General features: G+C 63.2%; 23 protein-coding genes. 6 read left to right on the top strand and 17 right to left on the bottom strand.

Going from position 1 to position 20219, the window contains the following annotated elements; genetic code table 11:
• Entirely contained in the window at window positions 1-342 is a 342-nt protein-coding gene (locus QMG46_RS10445) for a cupredoxin domain-containing protein (RefSeq protein WP_281852446.1), read from the bottom strand.
• A complete protein-coding gene (locus QMG46_RS10440; protein WP_281852445.1) occupies window positions 339-1277 on the bottom strand; it encodes a metallophosphoesterase family protein in 939 nt (312 codons plus the stop codon). The genes QMG46_RS10445 and QMG46_RS10440 overlap by 4 nt, the downstream gene beginning before the upstream one ends.
• Between QMG46_RS10440 and QMG46_RS10435 the strand changes: the two genes are divergently transcribed.
• Together QMG46_RS10435 and QMG46_RS10430 are read left to right on the top strand one after the other, a co-directional pair.
• The gene (locus QMG46_RS10435) at window positions 1263-2009 is read left to right on the top strand and encodes a sigma-70 family RNA polymerase sigma factor (RefSeq protein WP_281852444.1); all 747 of its coding nucleotides are present in this window, start codon (window positions 1263-1265) and stop codon (window positions 2007-2009) included. The two genes, QMG46_RS10440 and QMG46_RS10435, sit on opposite strands and share 15 nt — an antisense overlap.
• Complete coding sequence (locus QMG46_RS10430) at window positions 1999-2748, top strand: anti-sigma factor family protein (protein WP_281852443.1); 750 nt, start codon at window positions 1999-2001, stop codon at window positions 2746-2748. The genes QMG46_RS10435 and QMG46_RS10430 overlap by 11 nt, the downstream gene beginning before the upstream one ends.
• A gap of 1 nt (window position 2749) precedes the next feature.
• Here QMG46_RS10430 and QMG46_RS10425 read toward each other — a convergent pair whose 3' ends face one another.
• Window positions 2750-3130: a YkgJ family cysteine cluster protein gene (locus QMG46_RS10425; RefSeq protein WP_281852442.1), complete on the bottom strand. Its 381-nt coding sequence runs from the start codon at window positions 3128-3130 to the stop codon at window positions 2750-2752.
• A 92-nt stretch (window positions 3131-3222) separates the two neighbouring features.
• Window positions 3223-4095: a KPN_02809 family neutral zinc metallopeptidase gene (locus tag QMG46_RS10420; RefSeq protein WP_281852441.1), complete on the bottom strand. Its 873-nt coding sequence runs from the start codon at window positions 4093-4095 to the stop codon at window positions 3223-3225.
• A gap of 139 nt (window positions 4096-4234) precedes the next feature.
• Here QMG46_RS10420 and QMG46_RS10415 point away from each other — a divergent pair, with 139 nt between their 5' ends.
• Entirely contained in the window at window positions 4235-4630 is a 396-nt protein-coding gene (locus QMG46_RS10415; protein WP_345781794.1) for an MAPEG family protein, read from the top strand.
• 84 nt (window positions 4631-4714) lie between these two features.
• Here the strand turns inward: QMG46_RS10415 and QMG46_RS10410 are convergent, their stop codons facing one another.
• Complete coding sequence (locus tag QMG46_RS10410; RefSeq protein WP_281852440.1) at window positions 4715-6268, bottom strand: TerC family protein; 1554 nt, start codon at window positions 6266-6268, stop codon at window positions 4715-4717.
• Window positions 6269-6418: 150 nt separating this feature from the next.
• On the opposite strand from QMG46_RS10410, the gene QMG46_RS10405 reads away from it, so the two are divergent.
• A complete protein-coding gene (locus QMG46_RS10405) occupies window positions 6419-7258 on the top strand; it encodes a CPBP family intramembrane glutamic endopeptidase (protein WP_281852439.1) in 840 nt (279 codons plus the stop codon).
• 7 nt (window positions 7259-7265) lie between these two features.
• Here QMG46_RS10405 and QMG46_RS10400 read toward each other — a convergent pair whose 3' ends face one another.
• From QMG46_RS10400 to QMG46_RS10365, 8 genes are all read right to left on the bottom strand, one after another.
• Entirely contained in the window at window positions 7266-7832 is a 567-nt protein-coding gene (locus tag QMG46_RS10400; RefSeq protein ID WP_281852438.1) for a Maf family protein, read from the bottom strand.
• Window positions 7833-8288, bottom strand: coding sequence for a GNAT family N-acetyltransferase (locus tag QMG46_RS10395; RefSeq protein ID WP_281852437.1), 456 nt, complete (start codon window positions 8286-8288; stop codon window positions 7833-7835).
• A 63-nt stretch (window positions 8289-8351) separates the two neighbouring features.
• Window positions 8352-8822 (bottom strand): 23S rRNA (pseudouridine(1915)-N(3))-methyltransferase RlmH, encoded by a 471-nt coding sequence (gene rlmH / locus QMG46_RS10390; protein WP_281852436.1) that lies wholly within the window; start codon window positions 8820-8822, stop codon window positions 8352-8354.
• Window positions 8823-8891: 69 nt separating this feature from the next.
• Window positions 8892-9260 (bottom strand): ribosome silencing factor, encoded by a 369-nt coding sequence (gene rsfS, locus QMG46_RS10385; protein ID WP_281852435.1) that lies wholly within the window; start codon window positions 9258-9260, stop codon window positions 8892-8894.
• A gap of 117 nt (window positions 9261-9377) precedes the next feature.
• Window positions 9378-10448, bottom strand: a complete 1071-nt coding sequence (locus tag QMG46_RS10380) for an NAD(P)H-dependent flavin oxidoreductase (RefSeq protein WP_281852434.1) — start codon at window positions 10446-10448, stop codon at window positions 9378-9380.
• A 216-nt stretch (window positions 10449-10664) separates the two neighbouring features.
• Window positions 10665-10883, bottom strand: a complete 219-nt coding sequence (locus QMG46_RS10375; RefSeq protein WP_281852433.1) for a hypothetical protein — start codon at window positions 10881-10883, stop codon at window positions 10665-10667.
• Window positions 10884-11210: 327 nt separating this feature from the next.
• Window positions 11211-11864 (bottom strand): NrsF family protein, encoded by a 654-nt coding sequence (locus tag QMG46_RS10370; RefSeq protein WP_281852432.1) that lies wholly within the window; start codon window positions 11862-11864, stop codon window positions 11211-11213.
• Between the two features lie 5 nt (window positions 11865-11869).
• Window positions 11870-12394 carry an RNA polymerase sigma factor gene (locus QMG46_RS10365; protein WP_281852865.1) on the bottom strand — a complete coding sequence of 175 codons (525 nt, stop codon included), beginning with the start codon at window positions 12392-12394 and terminating at the stop codon, window positions 11870-11872.
• A gap of 337 nt (window positions 12395-12731) precedes the next feature.
• Here QMG46_RS10365 and QMG46_RS10360 point away from each other — a divergent pair, with 337 nt between their 5' ends.
• Together QMG46_RS10360 and msrB are read left to right on the top strand one after the other, a co-directional pair.
• Window positions 12732-14447: a cytochrome c biogenesis protein DipZ gene (locus QMG46_RS10360; RefSeq protein WP_281852431.1), complete on the top strand. Its 1716-nt coding sequence runs from the start codon at window positions 12732-12734 to the stop codon at window positions 14445-14447.
• Between the two features lie 27 nt (window positions 14448-14474).
• A complete protein-coding gene (gene msrB, locus QMG46_RS10355) occupies window positions 14475-15092 on the top strand; it encodes a peptide-methionine (R)-S-oxide reductase MsrB (RefSeq protein WP_281852430.1) in 618 nt (205 codons plus the stop codon).
• Between the two features lie 148 nt (window positions 15093-15240).
• On the opposite strand, the gene nadD is transcribed toward msrB, so the two are convergent.
• From nadD to leuS, 4 genes are read right to left on the bottom strand one after another with little or no spacing between them, the layout of a single operon-like run.
• Window positions 15241-15873 carry a nicotinate-nucleotide adenylyltransferase gene (gene nadD, locus QMG46_RS10350; RefSeq protein WP_281852429.1) on the bottom strand — a complete coding sequence of 211 codons (633 nt, stop codon included), beginning with the start codon at window positions 15871-15873 and terminating at the stop codon, window positions 15241-15243.
• A gap of 4 nt (window positions 15874-15877) precedes the next feature.
• Window positions 15878-16891 carry a DNA polymerase III subunit delta gene (gene holA, locus QMG46_RS10345; RefSeq protein ID WP_281852428.1) on the bottom strand — a complete coding sequence of 338 codons (1014 nt, stop codon included), beginning with the start codon at window positions 16889-16891 and terminating at the stop codon, window positions 15878-15880.
• A gap of 22 nt (window positions 16892-16913) precedes the next feature.
• On the bottom strand, window positions 16914-17444 hold the full coding sequence (lptE, locus tag QMG46_RS10340) for an LPS-assembly lipoprotein LptE (RefSeq protein ID WP_345781793.1): 531 nt from the start codon (window positions 17442-17444) through the stop codon (window positions 16914-16916).
• 14 nt (window positions 17445-17458) lie between these two features.
• Window positions 17459-20107, bottom strand: coding sequence for a leucine--tRNA ligase (gene leuS / locus QMG46_RS10335; RefSeq protein WP_281852426.1), 2649 nt, complete (start codon window positions 20105-20107; stop codon window positions 17459-17461).
• Window positions 20108-20219: the final 112 nt, after the last annotated feature.

The following is a 20219-nucleotide window of genomic DNA, read 5'->3' as shown; positions in this document are numbered from 1 at the left end:
TTACTGCACGATGATGGTGCCGACCATCATCGGGTGGATCGAGCAGTAATAGGTATAGGTACCGGGCTTGGAAAACGTGACGGCGTAGCTGTCGCTGGTATCGAGCGCTTTGGATGAAACGAAGCCCGTACCGGCGCTGGTGACCACATGCGGTTCTTCGTCATGGTTGGTCCAGACGATGCGCGTGCCGACCGGAACGGTCACGCTCTTGGGCGAAAAGCCGAAGTTGCGAATATCGACCTGCGTGGTGTGGGCGGCCGTGGCGCCTGCCGCCTGCACGGCAGGCGGCATCGACAACATAACCGCCACGCCCAGCACGATACGTTTCAACGCACCGCTCATGCCAGCACCTCCTCGGTCACCGCAAGCGCATGCCGGCCCTGGACATGGCGCACGTCGCGCACGCCCAGGTAGCTGTGCAACTTGCCGGGGGGCACTTCCTTCAACGGACCGGGGCCAGGGCCAACGCCGGGAGCGGGCTGCGGATACGCGGTCGAACGCGCGGTGTAGAACGTGATCGTTCCTTCCACTTTTTGTTGAATCTGGTGGATGTGGCCGTTGAGCACACTGACCGAGCCGAACCGACGCAGATAGCTCACCGCCTCGGCGCTGTCATCCGTACCCCAGCCCCAATCCGGATAGAGCGGCCATAGCGGCATATGCGCAAACACCACGATGGGCGTCTCGGCCGAAAGCGATGCGAGATCGCGTTTCAACCAGGCCAGCTGATCCGCTCCCAAGGAGCCGAGCCCGCCGGCCTTGAGGTTCAGCACGTTGATCAGGCCGACGAAATGCACGCCATGATGATCGAAGCTGTACCAGCCGCCGGCTTGCTGGCGCTCGCCGAAACGGCGGAAAAACTCGGCGCCGTTATCGCCGATGACATCGTGCTCGCCCGGTACGTAGAACGTCTTGCTGACGTGCGCCTCGCGCATCAGGTCCGATAGAAATTCAAACTCTTCAGGCTTGGACAGATGCGTGAGATCGCCGGTATGCAGGATGAAATCCGGGCGCTGCTTCTGCGCGTTGATCTGGCCGAGCGACGCGCGCAGCGTTGCGGCCACATCCATGTTCGGCTCCTTGTGGAAACCGATATGCGAATCGCTGATCTGCACAAAGCTGAAGGTCGCATCCTTCGCCGCGTCGGCAGCGCCGTCGCCAAAGGGCTTGGCCTGCAATACGCCGCCCTTCATCAGCCACACGGTGCCAGCGCCGGCCCAGGCCATGCATTTGAGGAATTGGCGTCTGCCATGGGTTTCGTCATGGATATCGTGCATCTCGTCTGCTCCGCGATGGGCGCATGGCCGGACGGCCAGCGCGGAAGCGCACCGCCGGTATCCGGCGACCCCTTCCTTTGGAGCACTACTGCATCCAGAGCGCGCCTATTCCGCCTCGAACGCATAGGGAATAAAGTCGCGCCAGGGGAGGTAAACCCTCTTATGCCAGCCGATCAGCAAGCCCTGAGAGCCACCACCGACGCCGTGACCAACGCGCGCTTCGAAGCCATCGTGCTGCCCTTTCTGGACGCGGCCTACAACCTTGCGCGCTGGCTTGCCCACGACGACGCGGACGCACAGGACACGGTGCAAGAAGCGCTGCTGCGGGCGCTGCGTTACTTCGACAGTTTTCGCGGCGGCGATGCGCGCGTGTGGCTGCTGGCGATCGTGCGCAATACGTTCTACACCTTGCATACCAAACACGCCTCGGACCGGCTGCACGACAGCATCGACGAAGAGGCCCACCCGATCGCCGACGACCGACCTTCGCCCGAAGCGCTCGCGCTGCTCGCCGTGGATGTCGGGTCATTGCAATCGGCCCTGCAGCGGCTGCCGCACCCCTTGCGCGAAGTGATCGTGTTACGCGAATTGGAAGAATGCTCCTACAAAGAAATCGCCAGCGTCACCGGCCAGAAGATCGGCACCGTGATGTCCCGCCTGGCCCGCGCGCGCGAACGGCTGAAATCCGAATTGATCCACCATTCCAAGGAGGCGCGCCGTCATGATGTGTGAGGACGCCCGACTGCTATTACACGCTTACCTGGACGACGAACTGGATGCGGCGCAAAGCGCATCGATGGTCGGCCATCTGAAAACCTGCTCCGTATGCGCTGCGAGTTACAGCGATCACACTCGACTACGCAAGGCCTTGGCGCAGCCGGGGCTGTATCGGAAGGCGCCCGATGCCCTGCGCCAGCAATGGACCACGGTAAAGCCGGTTGCGCCCAGGGCACGTCGTGCCTTGCCGGCATGGTCGATGGCTGCCGGCCTCGCGGCCGCCTTTTTATTGGCCGGCACGCTGTGGGTCGGCGAGGTCCATGGACCGGCATCGCCGGATCTGCTCGTCAACGAAGCGATCTCCGGACACCTGCGTTCGCTCCAGGCAGCGCATCTTATGGATGTGGTTTCCACCGACCAGCACACGGTGAAACCCTGGTTCGAAGGCAAGCTGGATTTCTCGCCACGCGTGAAAGAACTGGCCAGCGAAGGCTTTCCGCTTGCGGGCGGGCGTCTGGACGCCATCGACGGACACAGCGTGGCCGCCCTGGTCTACCGCCGCCGCCTGCACGTGATCAATCTGTATCAGTGGCCGGCGGAGACCGAGTCGGTACAGCAGACCACGCAGCAGAACGGCTATACCGTGATCCGCTGGAGCGACCACGGCATGCGTTTTCTGGTGGTGTCGGACGTCAACCCGGGAGAATTGAAGCAGTTCGTGCTGGCGTTTCAGAATGAGGAAACAATGCGCTGACTCAGGCCAGTTGCGGTAGTGGCTGCGACTCGATCGGATCGGGCCAATCGGTCGGCTGCAGTGGCACCAGCCCATGGGCCAGGCGCGCCTTGTCGCATTGTGGGCTGGCGACGCCAAACTCCCACGCAGGCATCACTTCCCGGCATACCGACGGGCGCTGCTCGTAGATGCCGCAATGCGCGGCAACGCCCACCTCGCCGCACAGCGCCACGCAGCGCGGTTTCGCCGCGTTGGTGCCGCGCATGGCAACACGGTGCGGGTCGAGCTTTTCGGTCAGGTCCGACGGCACGACACCGCCCGTGAAGGCCTCGGCTTCCGACCAATGAAAGGCCACGCGAAAAAACGCGCAGCAGGCCCCGCACCGCAGACACGGATGATCCATGAGGTTCTTGGGAAGCGCACCCCCAGGCACGCAGCGCAGTCATTCTAGGGCCTTCCGGGCTGCCGTTGCAGCAGCCCGGACGCGATAGACCCTTAGACCGGCCCGTTGAAGGTGTTGCAGGCGCTCATGTCGCCGCTCTTGAAGCCGGCGGTAAACCACTTCACGCGCTGCGCCGAGGTGCCGTGAGTAAACGAGTCCGGCACCACCCGGCCCTGTGCCTGTTTCTGCAGGTTGTCATCGCCGATCTGGCTGGCGGCATTGAGCGCCGACTCCACGTCGCCGTCCTGCAACCACTGCAGGCGCTGCTGGGTACGGTTGGCCCACACGCCGGCAAAGCAGTCGGCCTGCAGCTCCTGACGCACGGACAGGCCGTCGGCCCCTTCCATACGCGCACCGCGACGACGCGCCTGGTCGACCTGTGCAAATACGCCAATCAGGTTCTGCACATGGTGGCCGACTTCATGCGCGATCACATAGGCACGGGCGAAGTCGCCCACGGCATGAAAGCGCGTTTCCAGTTCGGTGAAGAACCCAAGGTCGAGGTAGACCTGCTGGTCGCCCGGGCAATAGAACGGCCCCACCGCGCTGGATGCCGCGCCGCAGGCTGTGTTGATTCCGCCCTGGAACAGGACGAGCTTGGGATCGGTATAGGTCTTGCCGTGTTCGGCAAAGATGGCACCCCAGGTTTTCTCGGTAGAACCGAGCACGGCGCTGACAAAGTCTTTTTGCCGTGGATCGGGCGCATACGGCTGCCCATTGCTGGGCGCACTGACCTGCTGCTGGCCGCCACCATCGACCTGGCTGAGCAAGGCAGTCGGGTCCTTGAAGAACACCAAACCCAGGATCGCCAGGATAATGATCCCGCCGATACCCATGCCGCGACCGCCACCAAAACGCGGACCGCCACCACCGCCGCCGCTGTCGACTTCGACATTCTGGCTGCGCTCACCTTTCTGCCAATCCATACGCACCTCGGCTGAATGCACGATCGTCGATACCGCGGCAGGGACGATACCGCCCGAATCGGATCACGCCAAGCGATATCTTGCGGTCGACGGGCACGACGGCGGCTATAGTGAGCCCCTCCTCCAGCTCGAGACACCCATGCTGCAGCACCTGCCCGCCCTGGTCACTTTGCTCAATGTGTTGCTGCAATTTGCCACCTTGTGGGTGGTAGGCAATGCACGCAAGCGCTATGGCGTGAAAGCGCCGGCCATCAGCGGCCATCCCGGCTTCGAGCGCGCCTGGCGCATCCAGATGAATACGCTCGAAGCCAGCGCGATGTTTCTGCCGGTACTATGGCTGGCGTCGATGTATGGCTTTCCGGCGCTAGCGGGTGGTTTCGGTTTTCTTTGGCTGATCGGTCGCGCGTGGTACATCCCGGCGTATCTGAAAGACCCGGCCAAACGTGGGACGGCCTTCGGGCTTTCGCTGCTTGCCTGGGCGGCGCTGGTTGTGCTGTCGGCGTTTGGGATTGTACGGGCGATGGTGGTTGGTTGAGTCGGCAAATCAAGAGCCCCCTCACCCCAACCCTCTTCCCTGGCTCTGCCGGGGGAGAGGGCTGGGGTGAGGGGGCGCCTTTATTCAGGGCGCAGGCGTCACCCGCAACCGATCGATACGCGCACCATCCATCGTGATGACCTCGAACTGCAAGCCTTCGCTTTCGAACCGATCTCCGGCGTTCGGCAGGCGACCCAGCCGCTGCAATACATAACCGGCCAGGGTCGCGAAACTATCGTCACCACTCAGCCGCACGCCAAGCAAATGTTCGATGCGTCGAAGATCGAGACTGGCATCCACCAGCCAGCTGCCATCGGCCTCCTGGATCGCGGACGGATCGCCGCTCTCGTCGTCGGGAAACTCGCCGGCGATCACTTCCAGCACGTCCGCCGGAGTGACCAGCCCGAGCACGCTGCCGTATTCGTCGACCACCAGCGCCACCTGTAACGGCGAGCGCCGGAATTCGTCGATCAGGCGCAGCACGCTCAGCGATTCGAGCACTGTCAGCGGCTTACGCACGACGCTTTCCACGTCGATGCGACCATGATCGAACAGGCTGGCCAGCAGGTCGCTCGACGATGCCACGCCGATCAACTGATCGAGATCATCGCCGGCCACCGGTAACCAGTGATGATTGATGACGGCGATTTCGGCGCGTAGCGCTTCGGTACTTTCGCGCGGATCGATCCAGCTGATTTCCGGCCTCGGCGTCATGATCGAACGCACCGGGCGATGCGCAAGATCGAGCACGCCCTGCACCATCGCCAGCTCGTCCTTGCCGAAGACCGCCACGCTGCCGTCGTTCGACGACGCCTGCGCCTTGGGCACATCGTGCTCGTCCTCGCCGCCCGCGCCGAGCAAACGCAGTACCGCTTGCGCCGTGCGATCGCGCAAATTGCGTGCGCTGCTGAAAAGGCTGCGGCGACGGTTGCGTCGCATGGTCTGGTTGAACGCCTCGATCATGATCGAGAAGCCGATCGCCGCGTACAGATAGCCCTTGGGAATATGGAATCCCAGCCCTTCGGCAACCAGACTGAAGCCGATCATCAGCAGGAAAGACAGGCAAAGGATAACTACGGTGGGCCGCGCGTTGACGAAGCTGGTCAACGGCTTGCTCGCGCTGATCATCAGGATCATCGCCACCACCACCGCGATCATCATCACCGACAGATGATCGACCATGCCCACGGCGGTGATCACCGAGTCGAGCGAGAACACCGCGTCGAGCACGACGATCTGCGTCACTACCAGCCAGAACTTGGCCTGCGCGCGGTTGCCGCTGCCGTGCTCGTCCTCGGCTTCGAGCCGTTCGTGCAGTTCGAGCGTGGCCTTGAACAACAGAAACACACCACCCAGCAACAAAATGATGTCGCGCCAGGAAAGCGAGAAGTTGTTCCAGGTAAAAATCGGCGTGGTCAGCTTGACCAGCCAGGACATCGCGCCCAGCAAGGCCAGGCGCATTATCAGCGCGAGGGAAAGACCCAGCAGCCGCGCCCGGTCGCGCTGCGAGGCATGCAGCTTGTCCGCGAGGATCGCGATGAAAACGAGATTGTCGATACCGAGCACAATCTCCAGCACCACCAGGGTGAGGAGACCAGCCCAGGCCGTAGGGTCGGCCATCCAGTCGAAAGCAAACATGGGTCGGCGCAATGCGCCTGGGGTCCTCCCGGGTAGCAGGCTTGAATGGCAGGACACTATACCGGGAACCGTATGACGCCCGCTGCTGACAAACCCCGCGCCAACAGGCAGCATGAACTACCTGCCCTCAATCAAGGCCACCCTTCCCGCATGGATACGGATATCGCGCTCGTCGCACACCCGGCCGAGCCGCCACCCATGCCGTATTCGGCCACGCCCATACCCGAATCGCCGAACGGCTGGGCCGCGGTGGGCATGCTCGTGCTTTATTTCCTGCTGCAGGCCTTCGTGGGCGCGGTGATTGCCGCCATGGTCGGACTGGGGGTTCTCCTGGTCGATCACACCCAGCCGGCCGCTGAAATCATGCGGACGATCAAGGCGTTGATGGCTCGCCCGAACATCAACGTACTGCTGGTTGCCGGCGCCCTTGGCGGCGCCACCGCGATCATGTGGTGGCTGGTGCGCAGCCGTTGGCCGCAGCTGTGGCGACGGGCCACCGTGCCGGGCTTCGGCCTGGCGGCTCCCCGTGACACCTCGTTCTATGCCATCGCCGTGGCGGCGGGCATCGCGCTGCCGATCATCGGCGGCATGCTTACCCAGTTCCTGGCCCAGGGGCATCACGTACCGCAGGACATCAAGCAGCTCGGAGCGAACGCCTCGCTCGCCGCAAAATTCGTCCTGATGATCGTCGCCATCGCCATCGCACCGTTGATCGAGGAACTGCTATTTCGCGGTGTATTGCTCTCGGCATGGCTGAAGCGGTTGAACGTCGGCTGGGCGGTGGCCTGCACGTCGCTGGTGTTCGCCCTGGTGCATCTGCCGGATCTGAAATTTCTCTGGTACGGCCTGCCCAATCTGGCCATGCTCGGCGCCGCCTTCGCGTGGCTGCGGCTGAAATCCAATTCGTTGTGGCCCGCCGTGATAGCTCATGGCATGAACAATCTGGTCACTACGGTGGCATGGTTTTTCACCATGCAAAGCGCCACTTGAGACGTTCTTAAGGAATCAACTTCAGGCCACGCAGCAAACGCGCGGTCTCAAATACCGGCAAGCCCATGACGCCGGAATAGCTGCCTTCGAGATGTTCGATCAAGGCACCACCACGCCCCTGGATAGCATATGCACCCGCCTTGCCGAACGGCTCGCCGGTTGTCACGTAAGCATCGATCTGCGCCTCGGACAACGCGCTGAAACGCACCCTGGAGATGCAGACCTCACTGTGTTCCTGGCCTCTGCCGATCGCCCAGAGCGCCGAGATCACTTCATGCGTGCGCCCCGATAATCGATGCAGCATCGCCTTGGCATCGTTGGCATCGACGGGCTTGCCGAATACGTCGTTGTCGAGCACGACTTCCGTGTCGGCGCCCAGCACGATGGCTTCGGCCGCACCCAGCGATGCAAGACCGGCGCTTGCCTTGTCGCGCGCCACGCGGCTGACGTAATCGCGCGGCGATTCGTTCGCGCCACGCACTTCGGGGACGTCGACGTCCACCACCGTAAACGGCACATCCAGTTGTTCCAGCAGCTGACGGCGGCGCGGCGACTGTGAGGCGAGATAGAGCATCTAGGGTTCCTTAAGGCTCAGGCTGTATTCGCGGAAATGTTCGTCGCGCTTCCAGCCCAAGGATTCGTAAAGACGTTGTGCGGGCATGTTGTCATGCGCCGTCGACAGGGAAAGGCTGGCAGCGCCGATCGCACGAGCGTGCTCGGCCGCCGCATGCAACAAGGCTGCCGCGACACCATGCCGTCGCGCATCGGCGGCGACGAACAGATCGTTGAGCAGATAGGTCCGCACGGTACGCACGGAAGAAAACAGCGGATAGAGCTGGGTAAATCCAACGAAACGCGAGCCGTCCATCGCAACTAATATCACCGACTCGTTCCGCGTAAATCGCTCGGAGAGAAAGGCATGCGCACGCGATAGATCGGCTGGCTGTCCGTAGAACTGCCGATAGGCGTCAAACAAAGGGACGATATCGTGGAGATCGTCGACCGTGGCCTGGCGAATGCGGGTGTTCATCCGTAGTGATCCGTATCGATTGCTAGGGTCATCCTGGCACAGCCCGACTCACTCCTGCGCCCTTCAGGCCCGATGATACGGATGTCCCGCAAGCAGGGTCGTTGCGCGATAAAGCTGTTCGGCCAGCACCAGACGTACCAGCATGTGCGGCAACGTCAGCGGCCCGAGCGACCAGCTCTGATCCGCGCGCGCAATCACCTCCGGCGCATGGCCATCGGGTCCGCCGATCAGGAAGGCGAGATCGCGGCCGGACATGCGCCACTTCGCCAGTTGCTGTGCGAGATCCTCACTGGACCAGGTCTTGCCGCGCCCGTCGAGCGCGACGACATGAATATCGCGTGGAAGTGCGGCGAGGATCGCGGTGCCTTCGTCCTGAATCGCGCGCGCATCGTCACGGCCCTTGCCGCGCGTGCCAGGCTTCAGTTCGATCAGTTCCAGCGGTAGTTCGTGCGACAACCGCTTGCGATATTCGGCAAAGCCTTCGGCCACCCATGCGGGCATGCGTTCACCGACGGCGATCAGACGTGCGCGCATGAGTCGAATCGAGAGAGAACAAGACATCTGCGCCACCGTTTCGGTAGCGCGCGGAGAAAGCCGGCGCGATCAAACTGCGCTGATGGCTTCGTTGTCGGCGCCGCGATCGCCCACGGTCCACAGCCTTTCCAGGCCATAGAATTCGCGGATGCGCGGCAGCATGACGTGCACGATGACGTCGCCCAGGTCGACGAGGACCCATTCGGCTTCTTGCTCGCCTTCCACACCGATCGGCATCACGCCCGCCTTCTTGGCGAACTTGACGACTTCGTCGGCAATGGATTTGACATGGCGAGCCGAGGTGCCGGAGGCAATCACGAGCAAGTCGGCAATGGAGGTTTTGCCGCGGACATCGATCTCACGAATGTCTTTGGCTTTCAGTTCTTCCAGCGCGTCGATGACATGCTGGCGGAGGGAGGTGGCGTTAGCCGGTTTCATGCGTTGTGCGGTCGGACTCAAGAGTGCTGGCCTCATGCAGATCGGAGCGCCGGATTGGCGCGAGCGCAGTATAACGCTCCGCTCTGTGGGCCACGTCAAGCCATGCGGCCTAGGTCTTCACGCCGAAAGCCCGGCGCGGGCCTGGGCATATTCACGCATGAGCTCGGCAACCAGGGTCGCGGCGGGCATCGGACGAACAAGGCTGGCCGCCTGGCCGCACCATTCCGAGATCAGATCCCCTCGCCCGGCCGCGGCCGCGGCCTTACGCAACGGCGAAGTCAGGGCATTGAGGATGGGGTACGGCGGCAGTTCCTCGGCCCGCTGGGACATGGCCTCGACATAGCGATTGCGCAGCCCACGCGCAGCGCGGCCGGAAAAGCTGCGAATGGTGGTGATCTGATGGTCCTGCGCCTGTTGCAGATCCTGCTTCCAGGCAGGCGCGGCGGAGCTTTCCGGACACGCCAGGAATGCCGTGCCGAGCTGGCTGGCAGCGGCACCCAGCACCTCGGCCGCCAGCATGGCGCGCCCATCCATGATGCCGCCGGCTGCAATCAGCGGAATATCGACCGCCCTGGCCGCAAGGGGCAGCAAGGCGAACAACCCGATCAAGGCGTCCTCCGGCTCATGCAGGAACGTGCCCCGATGGCCACCGGCCTCGGCACCCTGCAAACCGACGGCATCGGCGCCTAGTTCGGCCCAGGCCTTGGCCTCGGCCACCGTGGTCGCAGTGCCGATGACGTAAATATCGAGCTGCTTGAGTTCGCGCAATTGCGCCGGCGTGATCAGGTCGAACGCAAAGCTCGCTACCGGCGGTCGCGCCTCGCGCAAGGCCGCCAGTTGATCGCTGAATCGGAACGCCCAGCGCTCAGGCAGACTGGTGCGTATCGCCAGCCCCTCCTTGACCATCAATGCGTCCAGTCGCTCGCGTGCACGGGTGACCAGACCGGCGTCGGCGGTGAACTCGTCCGCCATCACGAATAGGTTGATCGCGTAGGGCTTGTCGGTTTGCGCGCGCACCTGCGCTGCCTGCTCAAGGATCGCTTGCGGGCTGAGATAACCCGCACCCAGCGAGCCCAACCCACCCGCCTGACTGACCGCCGACACCAGTTCGGGTGTCGTCGAGCCGGCCATCGGGGCCTGGATCAAGGGATGGGAAATACCGAGTCGTTCGGTCAACACATGGCGCACAAGAGGTCCTTTCCGTGGGGGATCGGGGACCGGCGCATTAAATCATGCCGCATCGCGGCAAAAGCTAGGAGTAAGTGAAGAGGAGTGAGGAGTGAGAGAGCCGTGGTTCGAGCTTCTTGAGCTCTACTCTCACTCCTTTTCACTTACTCCTAAAAAAAAACCCCTCCCCCGCCATCGCGGGAGAAGGGTCGATGCGTTCGACTAACTTGAGAGGGCTTAGCCGCCCGACGACGAGGTCGAGGCCGGAGCGGAGGACGACGAAGCAGCCTTCTTGTGATGCTTGGCTTTGTGGGTCTTCTTGGTGCCGTCAGTCGAGCTGCTGCTCGGCGGCGTCGCACTCGAGCCTGCGGCGCTCTGCGCCATCACGGGGGAAACGGCGAGGCCAAGGAGCAGAGCGGTCGAAGCGGCGAGCACGGCGTAGCGAGAAACTTTCATGGGTACTTTCTCCTGAGACGGTGAGGTAGTGCGTGCGGCATCGGCCGCACTTCCATGGATCGCCGGAGCTGCCCTTCCTGAGGCCGCCTCGGCATGGCCGAACGAAGCTTTCGATGCGAAACCCGATATGGAGATCACCCTCAACTTCGCCCTATACGTGCGGACCGTCCTTAGGCCCACAAACTCCGATTCCAGGCCCTGCCCCTGACCTGACCTGCTCGATGTGTGGGACAGGGTATACCTCGGGCATGGCTTGGCAACCGCACGACGGAACCGCCGTTCAGGTTCAAGACGACTGCAAGATTTTGCGTAGGGCCTGTTAACGATTTAACGAGGCTGCAGCAGACGGCCGCCCATGGCGGCATTGACGCCGATCACGATCAACACGGCGATGGCGTGCATGGCCAGATCGCTGGCCGCCGAGTCGATCGGATGGAAGATGCCCAGCAGTGCGGCCGATGCCGATGCGCTGGCCAGACCAATCATGATGGCGGCCTGTACCGGGCGCAGCGGGTAGGCACGGCGCACCAGCAGAACCAACAACACCGAAAGCGGCACAGACAATGCAACGATAAACACCAGGCAATCGGCGGACTCCGGGAAACTGACCGCATCGGCGTTGGGTGCGATCAGCGCACGCAGGCAACCCCAACCGCTGGCCGCCATCCATACCAGCAGCGTCGGCAGCGGCAACCACACCCAGGCGTTGCTGCGACCGGGAACCGACAGCGCAAAGGCAGCCCAACCCGCGGCGATGCAGGTAAAGAACGCGCTTACATCGGCACAGCACACCAGCGGCGCGCTCTCCCAGCGCTGCATCATGTTACCCATGCCATGGCGCCACAGCAGATAAGCGGCGATCGTGAGGACAGCCAGCGTCCAGCCGACGGTACGCCGTCCTGGAGACAGCAGTCGCCGCACCGGTGCCGCCTGGGCGCCTAGCGACTTGATCAAGCTGTCGATGGGAAACGGTTCGGCCATGGACTTCAGGAATCTCCGTGCAAACGTTGACGCAGCGTCTTCAACGCGCGATGCAAATTGACTTTCAGCGCACCGGTATTGCGACCGGTGGACTCGGCAGCTTCGGCCAGCGATTGTTCCTTCAAACCCAGTTGCTCGACGGCTTCACGCTGTCCCGGCGGCAACTCCGATACCGCCTGGCGTAGGCGTGCCGCCTCCTGGGAGCGCTCGGTCTGCGTGGTGGCGTCGCCAACATCCGGGTGCATGTCCAGCGCAAACTCATCGCTGACCTCGCGCGCCCCATGGCGGCCATGGCTGCGCAGGAGATCAATCGCGCGCCGGGCCGCGATCGCCGCCAGCCACGCATCGTAGGAACGCGTCGGATCGTAGGTATGGCGGACGCGATGCACAGTCAACAACGTCTCCTGCACCACATCGTCGAGCGAGTCGATCGCCACGCCCTGCCGCCGCGCCACCGCGCGAATCAGCCCGACCGAATCGGCCAGCACCTTCTCATACGCCCGACGGTCGCCATCCTGGGCAGCAGCCATCCACGCAGAGCGTCGCTGCGATGCTTGCTCCTGAGAGCTTTGGATGTTGTCGGACACGTGGGAAATGGGACTCGCCTGGCGGGGAAAGTCGATATATAGACCCATCGTGCCGGCTGTCGTCAAGCCGGGCATTGCTGTCCTTTGCGTTTGAAGTTCGATCGGGTATTCGTCACGGGTTGCGCCAGGGTTACAGGGGGGGCGAAAAAAAGCGTGACGCGTGAATGAGAGCCGACGGCTTTTACTCTTTTCTCGCTCCTGGACGCTCATTTCTACCGGGCCCGGTAACTCTCGTCCCACGACCAGCGAAATAGTCACCGTAACCCTCAAGGATTCACCCATGCTCATCCTGTTCCTCGCTTATCTTGGTGGTGCGCTGACCATCCTCAGCCCGTGCATCCTGCCGGTGCTGCCGTTCGTGTTCGCACGCGCCGACCGCCCGTTCATGCGCAGCGGTCTGCCGATGCTGATTGGTATGGCGGTGACCTTCGCGCTCGTGGCAACACTGGCGGCGGTCGGCGGTGGCTGGGCGATTCGGGCCAATCAATACGGGCGCATCGTGGCGCTGGTGATTCTGGGGCTGCTTGGCCTGACCCTGATTTCTTCGCATGTCGCCGAATGGATCGCGCGTCCGTTCGTCGCGCTCGGCAACAAGCTTTCGCAACGCTCGGAAGAAAAGGACTCGGTGCTCTCGGCCGCTGGACTCGGTGTGGCGACGGGTCTTTTATGGGCGCCTTGCGCGGGTCCGATCCTCGGCCTGCTGCTGACCGGGGCGGCCCTCAACGGCGCCAGCGTACAAACCACGCTGTTGCTGCTTACCTACGCGGCAGGCGCCGCCACCTCGCTGGCGCTGGCGCTGGCGATCGGCGGCAAGGTGTTTTCGGTGATGAAGCGGTCGCTCGGTGCGGGCGAGTGGGTACGCCGTGTGCTGGGCGTGCTCGTACTGGCTGGTGTAGCTGCCATCGCCATGGGCCTGGATACCGGTTTGCTGACGCGCCTTTCGTTGGCCAGCACCGGCGGTATCGAACAGAAGCTGGTGGACGCGGCACGCCCCGCACCGGCGCCACAACCTGCGCGCAAGCAAGGCGAGCCATTGCCGGTGGAAGGCGAGATGCCCTCCATCGACGGGGCCACGCAATGGTTCAACAGTCCGCCGCTGACCGCCGCGGCGCTGCGCGGCAAGGTCGTGGTGGTCGATTTCTGGACCTACTCCTGCATCAACTGCATCCGCGCCCTGCCGTACACCCGCGCCTGGGCGGACAAGTACAAGGATCACGGCCTGGTGGTGATCGGCGTGCACTCGCCCGAATTCGCCTTCGAGAAAGATGCGGACAACGTGCGCGATGCGGTGAAGAACTTCGATATTCACTATCCCGTCGCCGTGGACAGCAATTACGCGATCTGGAAAGCATTCAGCAACGAATACTGGCCGGCGCATTACTTCATCGATGCGAAGGGACAGATTCGCCATCACCATTTCGGCGAAGGCGAATATCAGCAAAGCGAAGACGTGATCCGCCAGTTGCTCACCGAAGCTGGTTACAAGGATCTGCCCGGCGGTTACGTGCAACCGAATGCCAAGGGCGCCGAAGCTGCCGGCTCGGGTGACTACAGCCGCTCGCCCGAGACCTATGTCGGTTATGCACGCACCGCCAATTTCGCCGGCAAGATCGCGCACGACGACAGCTGGAACTATCACGCGCCGGCCGAGCTGCAAAGCGGACAGTGGACGCTGGACGGCCGCTGGACCGTGAACGAAGAAGACGCGCAACTGGACAAGGCCGGGGGGCGCATTGTGTATCGCTTCCGCGGCCGCGACCTTCATCTGGTGCTTGGTCCCGGCAGCGATAACAAGCCCGTGCGCTTCCGCGTGCGCATCGACGGCAAGGCGCCCGCACTCGATCACGGCTCGGATATCGACGCCGATGGCAACGGCACGGTAACCGAACAGCGCCTTTATCAACTGATTCGCCAGAACAACGGCAGTGGCGAGCGACTGTTCGAGATCGAATTTCTTGACCCCGGTGTCAAGGCTTACGCCTTTACCTTCGGTTGATCGAACGCATGAACGCTGAGGTTACCCATGACTGAAAAATCCTTCCAACCTGCTCGCCGCCGCTTTCTCTGGAGCACGCTGGCCGGCGGCAGTGCGCTCGCCGTCGGTGGCATATGGTCGATGCGTCTGCTGGCCGACGACAAGAAAGCCAACCCGATGCCGGCGGCAAAATCCGTATCCACGCAGGATCTGTTGCTGCAGTGTTTCGCCGATGACGATGGGCGCCATCTTGGTCCCTGCCATGTTCAAAAGCTTGTGCTAAGTGATGCGCAGTGGCATCAGCGGCTGTCGGACAATGCGTACTACGTGATGCGTCGCGACGGCACCGAGCGCGCCTTCAGCGGCGAACATGAGAAGCCCAGGGTGCCAGGCTTGTACCGTTGTCCGGGCTGCGATACCGCGCTATATGACGCCGCTACGCAATTCGATTCGGGCACGGGGTGGCCGAGCTTCTGGCAGCCGATCGCCAAGGAAAACGTCGTTGAGAAACGCGACAACAGCTTTGGCTGGGAGCGTACGGAGATTCGCTGTGCGGGGTGCGACAGTCATCTCGGACATGTGTTCGACGATGGCCCTGATCCGACCGGGTTGCGCTACTGCATGAATTCGGTGGCGCTGAGGTTTGTACCGCGGCGGGTCAGTTGATGGTCTAGAGCACCCTCACCCCAGCCCTCTCCCCCGGCAAAGCCAGGGGAGAGGGAGCTAAAAGCACGCAAGATTCAAACTTGCCTCAGTGTGCCCCTCTCCCCTGGCTTTGCCGGGGGAGAGGGTTGGGGTGAGGGGGCACGCCGGTCTAATGCCGATATGGCGCCAGCAAAGACGGTTCGTCGAACAGGCCCGCCGGCAGCAGGTAGCGTGGGTCGCGCCCTTCGGCAAGCAGCTCGCGAATACGAGTGGCCGAGATTTCCAACGGCGTCACCTCCAGCTCGACAACCTTGCCGGCAGGCGTGTCGTGCAACAGCTCGGGATCAGACACGCGACGCGACGCAATTTCGAACGCCAGCTCGACCGACCACGCCGCATCGATACCCGGACGGTTGAGCACACCGATATGCGCGTAGTCGAACAAATCACGCCAACCATGCCAGCTCGGCAATCCGGCGAAGGCATCGGCGCCGAGCAGCAGTATCAGTGGCCGATCGCCCTGCTCCGCACGCAACTGACGCAAGGTATCGATCGTATACGACGGGCCCTCGCGCTCCAGTTCGCGCGTATCGAGCGTCAGGCGCGACTGTCCCTGCAATGCGGCGCGCAGCATCGCAACGCGTTGTGCTGGCGAAGCAGTCGGAGCATGGCGATGCGGCGGCACATGGGCCGGCATCAACCGCACTTCGGCATCGAGCAACTCGGCCGCTTCCCAGGAAACACTCAGGTGACCCAGATGCACCGGATCGAATGTGCCACCGAACAAGGCCAGAGGCTTCACACCGTTATCCCATGGTGAGCGCGGCACGTGGCTCGGCGATCGCGGCAATCAGCCGCTCCGCCTCCAGCCACGGATCGCCGCCTTCGCGGCCCTTGGCCATGCGGTCGATACGTGCCGCACGCGCCAGGCATTGCAGCCAATGCTCGCGCGGCGCGCGACGCAGCGCCTTGCGAAACAGCTGTTCGCGCGCCGGCCACAAACGCTCGGCGCGTGCCTGCGCGGAAAAATCACGCGCATTGGCCAGACGCAGGGCCAGCTGCAGTTGATTGACCAGCCACCCCATCAGCGCGATCAGTTCGTCGCCTTCGGCATGCAGGCCGGCAAGAATATGCAAGGCTCGCCCGCCCTCACCCGCAAACGCCGCGTCGGTGAGCTTGAACGCGTCATAACGAGCACTGTCGGCGACGAGATGCTCCATCTCGGTCGCATCAATACGGCCGCCCTGCGTGTGCAGCACGACCAGCTTGTCGATTTCCTGCGCCGCGGCGAGCAAGTTGCCTTCCACGCGCTCGGCCAGTAACGCGGCGGCATCGGGCGTGGCGGAAAGCCCGCGCGAGGAGAGCCGCGCGCTGATCCAGGAGGCCCACTCGTTCTGGCGCGGCGCATTGAATACCACCAAAGCGCCCGCGGCATCGAGGTTTTTGGTCCAGGCGCCTTCGTGTTTATTGCTCCACTCCACCGCCGTGATCAGCAAGGTCACATCCGGTGGCGGGTTGGCGCAGAACTCGTTGATCGCCTTGGCGCCTTCGGTGCCAGGGCGACCGGTAGGCAGGCGCAGGTCCAGCAGACGGCGCGTCGCGAACAACGACATGCCGGCAGCGGCGCGAGCCAGATCGTTCCAGTCGAAGTGGTTGCCTACTTCGAGTACTTCGCGTTCGGCGTAGCCGAGCTTGCGGGCCTGCGCACGCAACGCATCGGCCGCTTCGAGTACCAGCAGTTCCTCGCCCGCCAGAAGATAGACGGGCTGCAAGCTATCGGCGGCCAGCGCCTTGTGCCATTGAGCGGGATTGAGCGGCATGGCCGTCAGGACAACCTGGGTTTCAGTGCGTGCTGCTTGCCGGCGCCGGGCCGGGCGTCACGTCCTGGGCAGCCTGGTGCTTGCCGGCGGCCTGCAGGCGGAACAGGATTGCCTGCACCATGTCGTCGATCAGGCTGCGCTGAATCTGGTCGATCTGCGACTGGTTGCCGATGGTGTTGAAGGCGTCGTAGCTGAACTCGCGCGACATATTGATCGTCTGCGGCGGTATCAGCGGAATGGCGTTCATGTCATTGACGCTGAACTGCACGTGGTAGTGCACCGCGTATTCCGTCACGCGCGCATCGCCACCGACAGTGAGCGTATCGGTGGTGAACGCCGCGGCCGGGATATTCAGCTCGGCAATGCCGTTACCCGCATGGTCCTCGACCGTGACACCGGAACTGGCCAGGGTGCGGCTCAGGCTGCGCTGCAAGTCACCATTGCCGGCAATGTGTACACGTTGCATCGACGGCGGCAGCGCCGCGCTGCCACGCAGATGGAAGCCGCACGCCGTCAGTGCGAGTAGCGACAGCAACAGCAAAGCTTTGGACATGCGGCTCATTGAGTTCATCCTGCGACGATGTTGACGATCTTGCCGGGTACCACGATGACCTTGCGCACGGTCTGACCTTCCAGGAAGGCCGCGACCTGCGGGTGCGCACGGGCCAGTACCTCGGCCTCTTCCTTCGAGGCGTTGGCCGCGACCTCGATGGTACCGCGCAATTTGCCGTTCACCTGAACCGCAAGCGTCAGCGAGTCGCGTACCAGCGCGGCCGTATCCACCTGCGGCCAGGACTGGTCTTCCAAAACGCCCGCCGGATGGCCCAGCACCTGCCACAACGCATGGCTGACATGCGGCACGACCGGATTGAGCAACAACACCATCGCCTCGAGCGCTTCGTGGCGCACGGCACGACCCTGCTCGCTGTCGTCGTTGAACTTGTTCAACGCATTGAGCAGTTCCATCAGCGCCGCGATGGCGGTGTTGAAGGAGTGGCGGCGGCCGAAATCGTCGCCGACCTTCTGGATGGTTTCATGCACCTGGCGACGCAAGGTCTTTTGGCCGGCGTTCAATACCGACGGATCGACGTCGACATGATCGGGGCCGGCCGCATGCGTGGTCACTTCGCGCCAGAAACGACGCAGGAAGCGCGCCATGCCCTCGACGCCGGCCTCGCTCCATTCCAGCGACTGCTCCGGCGGCGAAGCGAACATCGAGAACAGACGCACCGTGTCGGCACCGAACTTTTCGACCATCGACTGCGGATCGACGCCGTTGTTCTTCGACTTGGACATCTTCTCGATGCCGCCGATCAACACCGGCTGGCCATCCGCGCGCAAGCTCGCACCGGTAACGCGGCCACGCTCGTCACGCTGCACATCGACGTCGGCCGGGTTGTACCAGTGCTTGGCGCCGTTGGCTTCTTCGCGATAGTAGGTTTCGGCGATCACCATGCCCTGGGTGAGCAGGTTCTTCACCGGCTCGTCGCTGGCAACCATGCCCTCGTCGCGCATCAGCTTGTGGAAGAAGCGGAAGTACAGCAGATGCAGGATGGCGTGCTCGATACCGCCGATGTACTGGTCGGCCGGCATCCAGTAATTGGCGCGCTCATCGACCATCGACTGCGCACCCGGGCTGGTGTAACGCGCGACGTACCAGCTCGACTCCATGAAGGTATCGAAGGTGTCGGTTTCGCGCTCGGCCGCGCCGCCGCATTGCGGGCAGGTCGTCTTGCGCCACTCGGGATCGGCCTTGATCGGCGAGACCACGCCGGAGAAAGCGACGTCTTCGGGCAGCACGACGGGAAGCTGGTCTTCCGGCACCGGCAGGGCACCGCAGCTCGCGCAGTAGATCACCGGGATCGGACAACCCCAGTAACGCTGGCGACTGACGCCCCAGTCGCGCAAGCGCCAGTTGACGCGGCGTTCGCCCTTGTTGGCGGCGGCCAGCTTGTCGGCAAGGTAATCGAACGCCTCGCGATAGTTCTTGCCGTCCATGTCGCCGGAGTTGACCACGCGCATATCGGCGCGCGTCTTGTCGGTATACCAGTCGTGCCAGGTGCCGGCATCGAAGGTTTCGCCCTCGACCGCGATCACCTGCTTGATCGGCAGACCGTACTTGGTGGCAAATTCGAAATCGCGCTCGTCGTGGCCGGGCACGGCCATCACCGCGCCGGTGCCGTAGCCCATCAGCACGAAGTTGGCGATCCAGATCGGCACCTGCTCGCCGCTGATCGGATGCGTGGCAAACAGGCCGGTAGCCATGCCGCGCTTTTCCTGGGTTTCCAGCTCGGCCTCGGACACGCCGCCGTGCTTGAGTTCGGCCAGGAAAGCAGCCAGTTGCGGATTGTTCTCGGCCGCCTTGAGCGCCAGTGGGTGCTCGCCGGCGATGGACACGAACGTCACGCCCATCAGCGTGTCCGGACGCGTGGTGAACACGGTCAGCGGCTCGGCTTCGTTGGGTACCGCGAACTGGATTTCCAGGCCCTCGGAACGGCCGATCCAGTTGCGCTGCATGGTCTTGACCGCATCGGGCCAGCCGCTGAGCGTATCCAGGCCGTCGAGCAATTCTTGCGCGTAAGCGGTGATCTTCAGGAACCACTGCGGGATCTCGCGCTTTTCCACCAGCGCGCCGGAGCGCCAGCCGCGGCCGTCGATGACCTGTTCGTTGGCCAGCACGGTCTGGTCGACCGGATCCCAGTTCACTACCGCGTTCTTGCGATAGGCAATGCCCTTTTTCATCAACCGCGTGAACATCAACTGTTCCCAGCGGTAGTACTCCGGACGGCAAGTGGCGAACTCGCGGGTCCAGTCGTAGGCGAAGCCCAGGCGCTTCAACTGCTCGCGCATGTGCTCGATGTTCTGATAGGTCCACTTGGCCGGCGCGGTGTTGTTCTTGATCGCGGCGTTTTCCGCCGGCAGGCCGAACGCATCCCAGCCCATCGGCTGCAACACGTTGCGGCCGTTCATGCGCTGGAAGCGGCTGATCACGTCGCCAATGGTGTAGTTGCGCACGTGGCCCATGTGCAGCGCCCCCGAGGGGTAGGGCAGCATCGAGAGGCAATAGTACTTGGGCTTGTTCGACGACTCGTTCACTTCATAGGCGTGGCTGGCCGCCCAATACTGCTGCGCGCCTGTTTCCACAGCCTGCGGATCGTAGCCGCCGGCCGTTTCCCGGCTGTCGTCCTGGGTGTTGGGGTCTTGAATGTCCTGCATGATTCCGGGCGCCAATGTGCTTGCGCGGCCCGCGCCGGACTCAATGGCCGACGCGCCGCGGGGAACGCAGCAGACTAGCCGAGCGCCGGCTCAGCGCCAAGTCTGGCGTGTC

This window comes from Dyella sp. GSA-30, assembly GCF_027924605.1.
GTDB lineage: Bacteria > Pseudomonadota > Gammaproteobacteria > Xanthomonadales > Rhodanobacteraceae > GSA-30.
Note: the sequence above shows the minus strand (reverse complement) of the source record. Positions and strands in the feature narration are given on the sequence as shown.

Coding starts and splice junctions, on each gene's coding strand:
- QMG46_RS10445 (WP_281852446.1), bottom strand. CDS start 342: ATGAGCGGTGCGTTGAAACGTATCGTGCTGGGCGTGGCGGTTATGTTG.
- QMG46_RS10435 (WP_281852444.1), top strand. CDS start 1,263: ATGGATATCGTGCATCTCGTCTGCTCCGCGATGGGCGCATGGCCGGAC.
- QMG46_RS10440 (WP_281852445.1), bottom strand. CDS start 1,277: ATGCACGATATCCATGACGAAACCCATGGCAGACGCCAATTCCTCAAA.
- QMG46_RS10430 (WP_281852443.1), top strand. CDS start 1,999: ATGATGTGTGAGGACGCCCGACTGCTATTACACGCTTACCTGGACGAC.
- QMG46_RS10425 (WP_281852442.1), bottom strand. CDS start 3,130: ATGGATCATCCGTGTCTGCGGTGCGGGGCCTGCTGCGCGTTTTTTCGC.
- QMG46_RS10420 (WP_281852441.1), bottom strand. CDS start 4,095: ATGGATTGGCAGAAAGGTGAGCGCAGCCAGAATGTCGAAGTCGACAGC.
- QMG46_RS10415 (WP_345781794.1), top strand. CDS start 4,235: ATGCTGCAGCACCTGCCCGCCCTGGTCACTTTGCTCAATGTGTTGCTG.
- QMG46_RS10410 (WP_281852440.1), bottom strand. CDS start 6,268: ATGTTTGCTTTCGACTGGATGGCCGACCCTACGGCCTGGGCTGGTCTC.
- QMG46_RS10405 (WP_281852439.1), top strand. CDS start 6,419: ATGGATACGGATATCGCGCTCGTCGCACACCCGGCCGAGCCGCCACCC.
- QMG46_RS10400 (WP_281852438.1), bottom strand. CDS start 7,832: ATGCTCTATCTCGCCTCACAGTCGCCGCGCCGCCGTCAGCTGCTGGAA.
- QMG46_RS10395 (WP_281852437.1), bottom strand. CDS start 8,288: ATGAACACCCGCATTCGCCAGGCCACGGTCGACGATCTCCACGATATC.
- rlmH (WP_281852436.1), bottom strand. CDS start 8,822: ATGCGCGCACGTCTGATCGCCGTCGGTGAACGCATGCCCGCATGGGTG.
- rsfS (WP_281852435.1), bottom strand. CDS start 9,260: ATGAAACCGGCTAACGCCACCTCCCTCCGCCAGCATGTCATCGACGCG.
- QMG46_RS10375 (WP_281852433.1), bottom strand. CDS start 10,883: ATGAAAGTTTCTCGCTACGCCGTGCTCGCCGCTTCGACCGCTCTGCTC.
- QMG46_RS10370 (WP_281852432.1), bottom strand. CDS start 11,864: ATGGCCGAACCGTTTCCCATCGACAGCTTGATCAAGTCGCTAGGCGCC.
- QMG46_RS10365 (WP_281852865.1), bottom strand. CDS start 12,394: ATGGCTGCTGCCCAGGATGGCGACCGTCGGGCGTATGAGAAGGTGCTG.
- QMG46_RS10360 (WP_281852431.1), top strand. CDS start 12,732: ATGCTCATCCTGTTCCTCGCTTATCTTGGTGGTGCGCTGACCATCCTC.
- msrB (WP_281852430.1), top strand. CDS start 14,475: ATGACTGAAAAATCCTTCCAACCTGCTCGCCGCCGCTTTCTCTGGAGC.
- holA (WP_281852428.1), bottom strand. CDS start 16,891: ATGCCGCTCAATCCCGCTCAATGGCACAAGGCGCTGGCCGCCGATAGC.
- lptE (WP_345781793.1), bottom strand. CDS start 17,444: ATGTCCAAAGCTTTGCTGTTGCTGTCGCTACTCGCACTGACGGCGTGC.
- leuS (WP_281852426.1), bottom strand. CDS start 20,107: ATGCAGGACATTCAAGACCCCAACACCCAGGACGACAGCCGGGAAACG.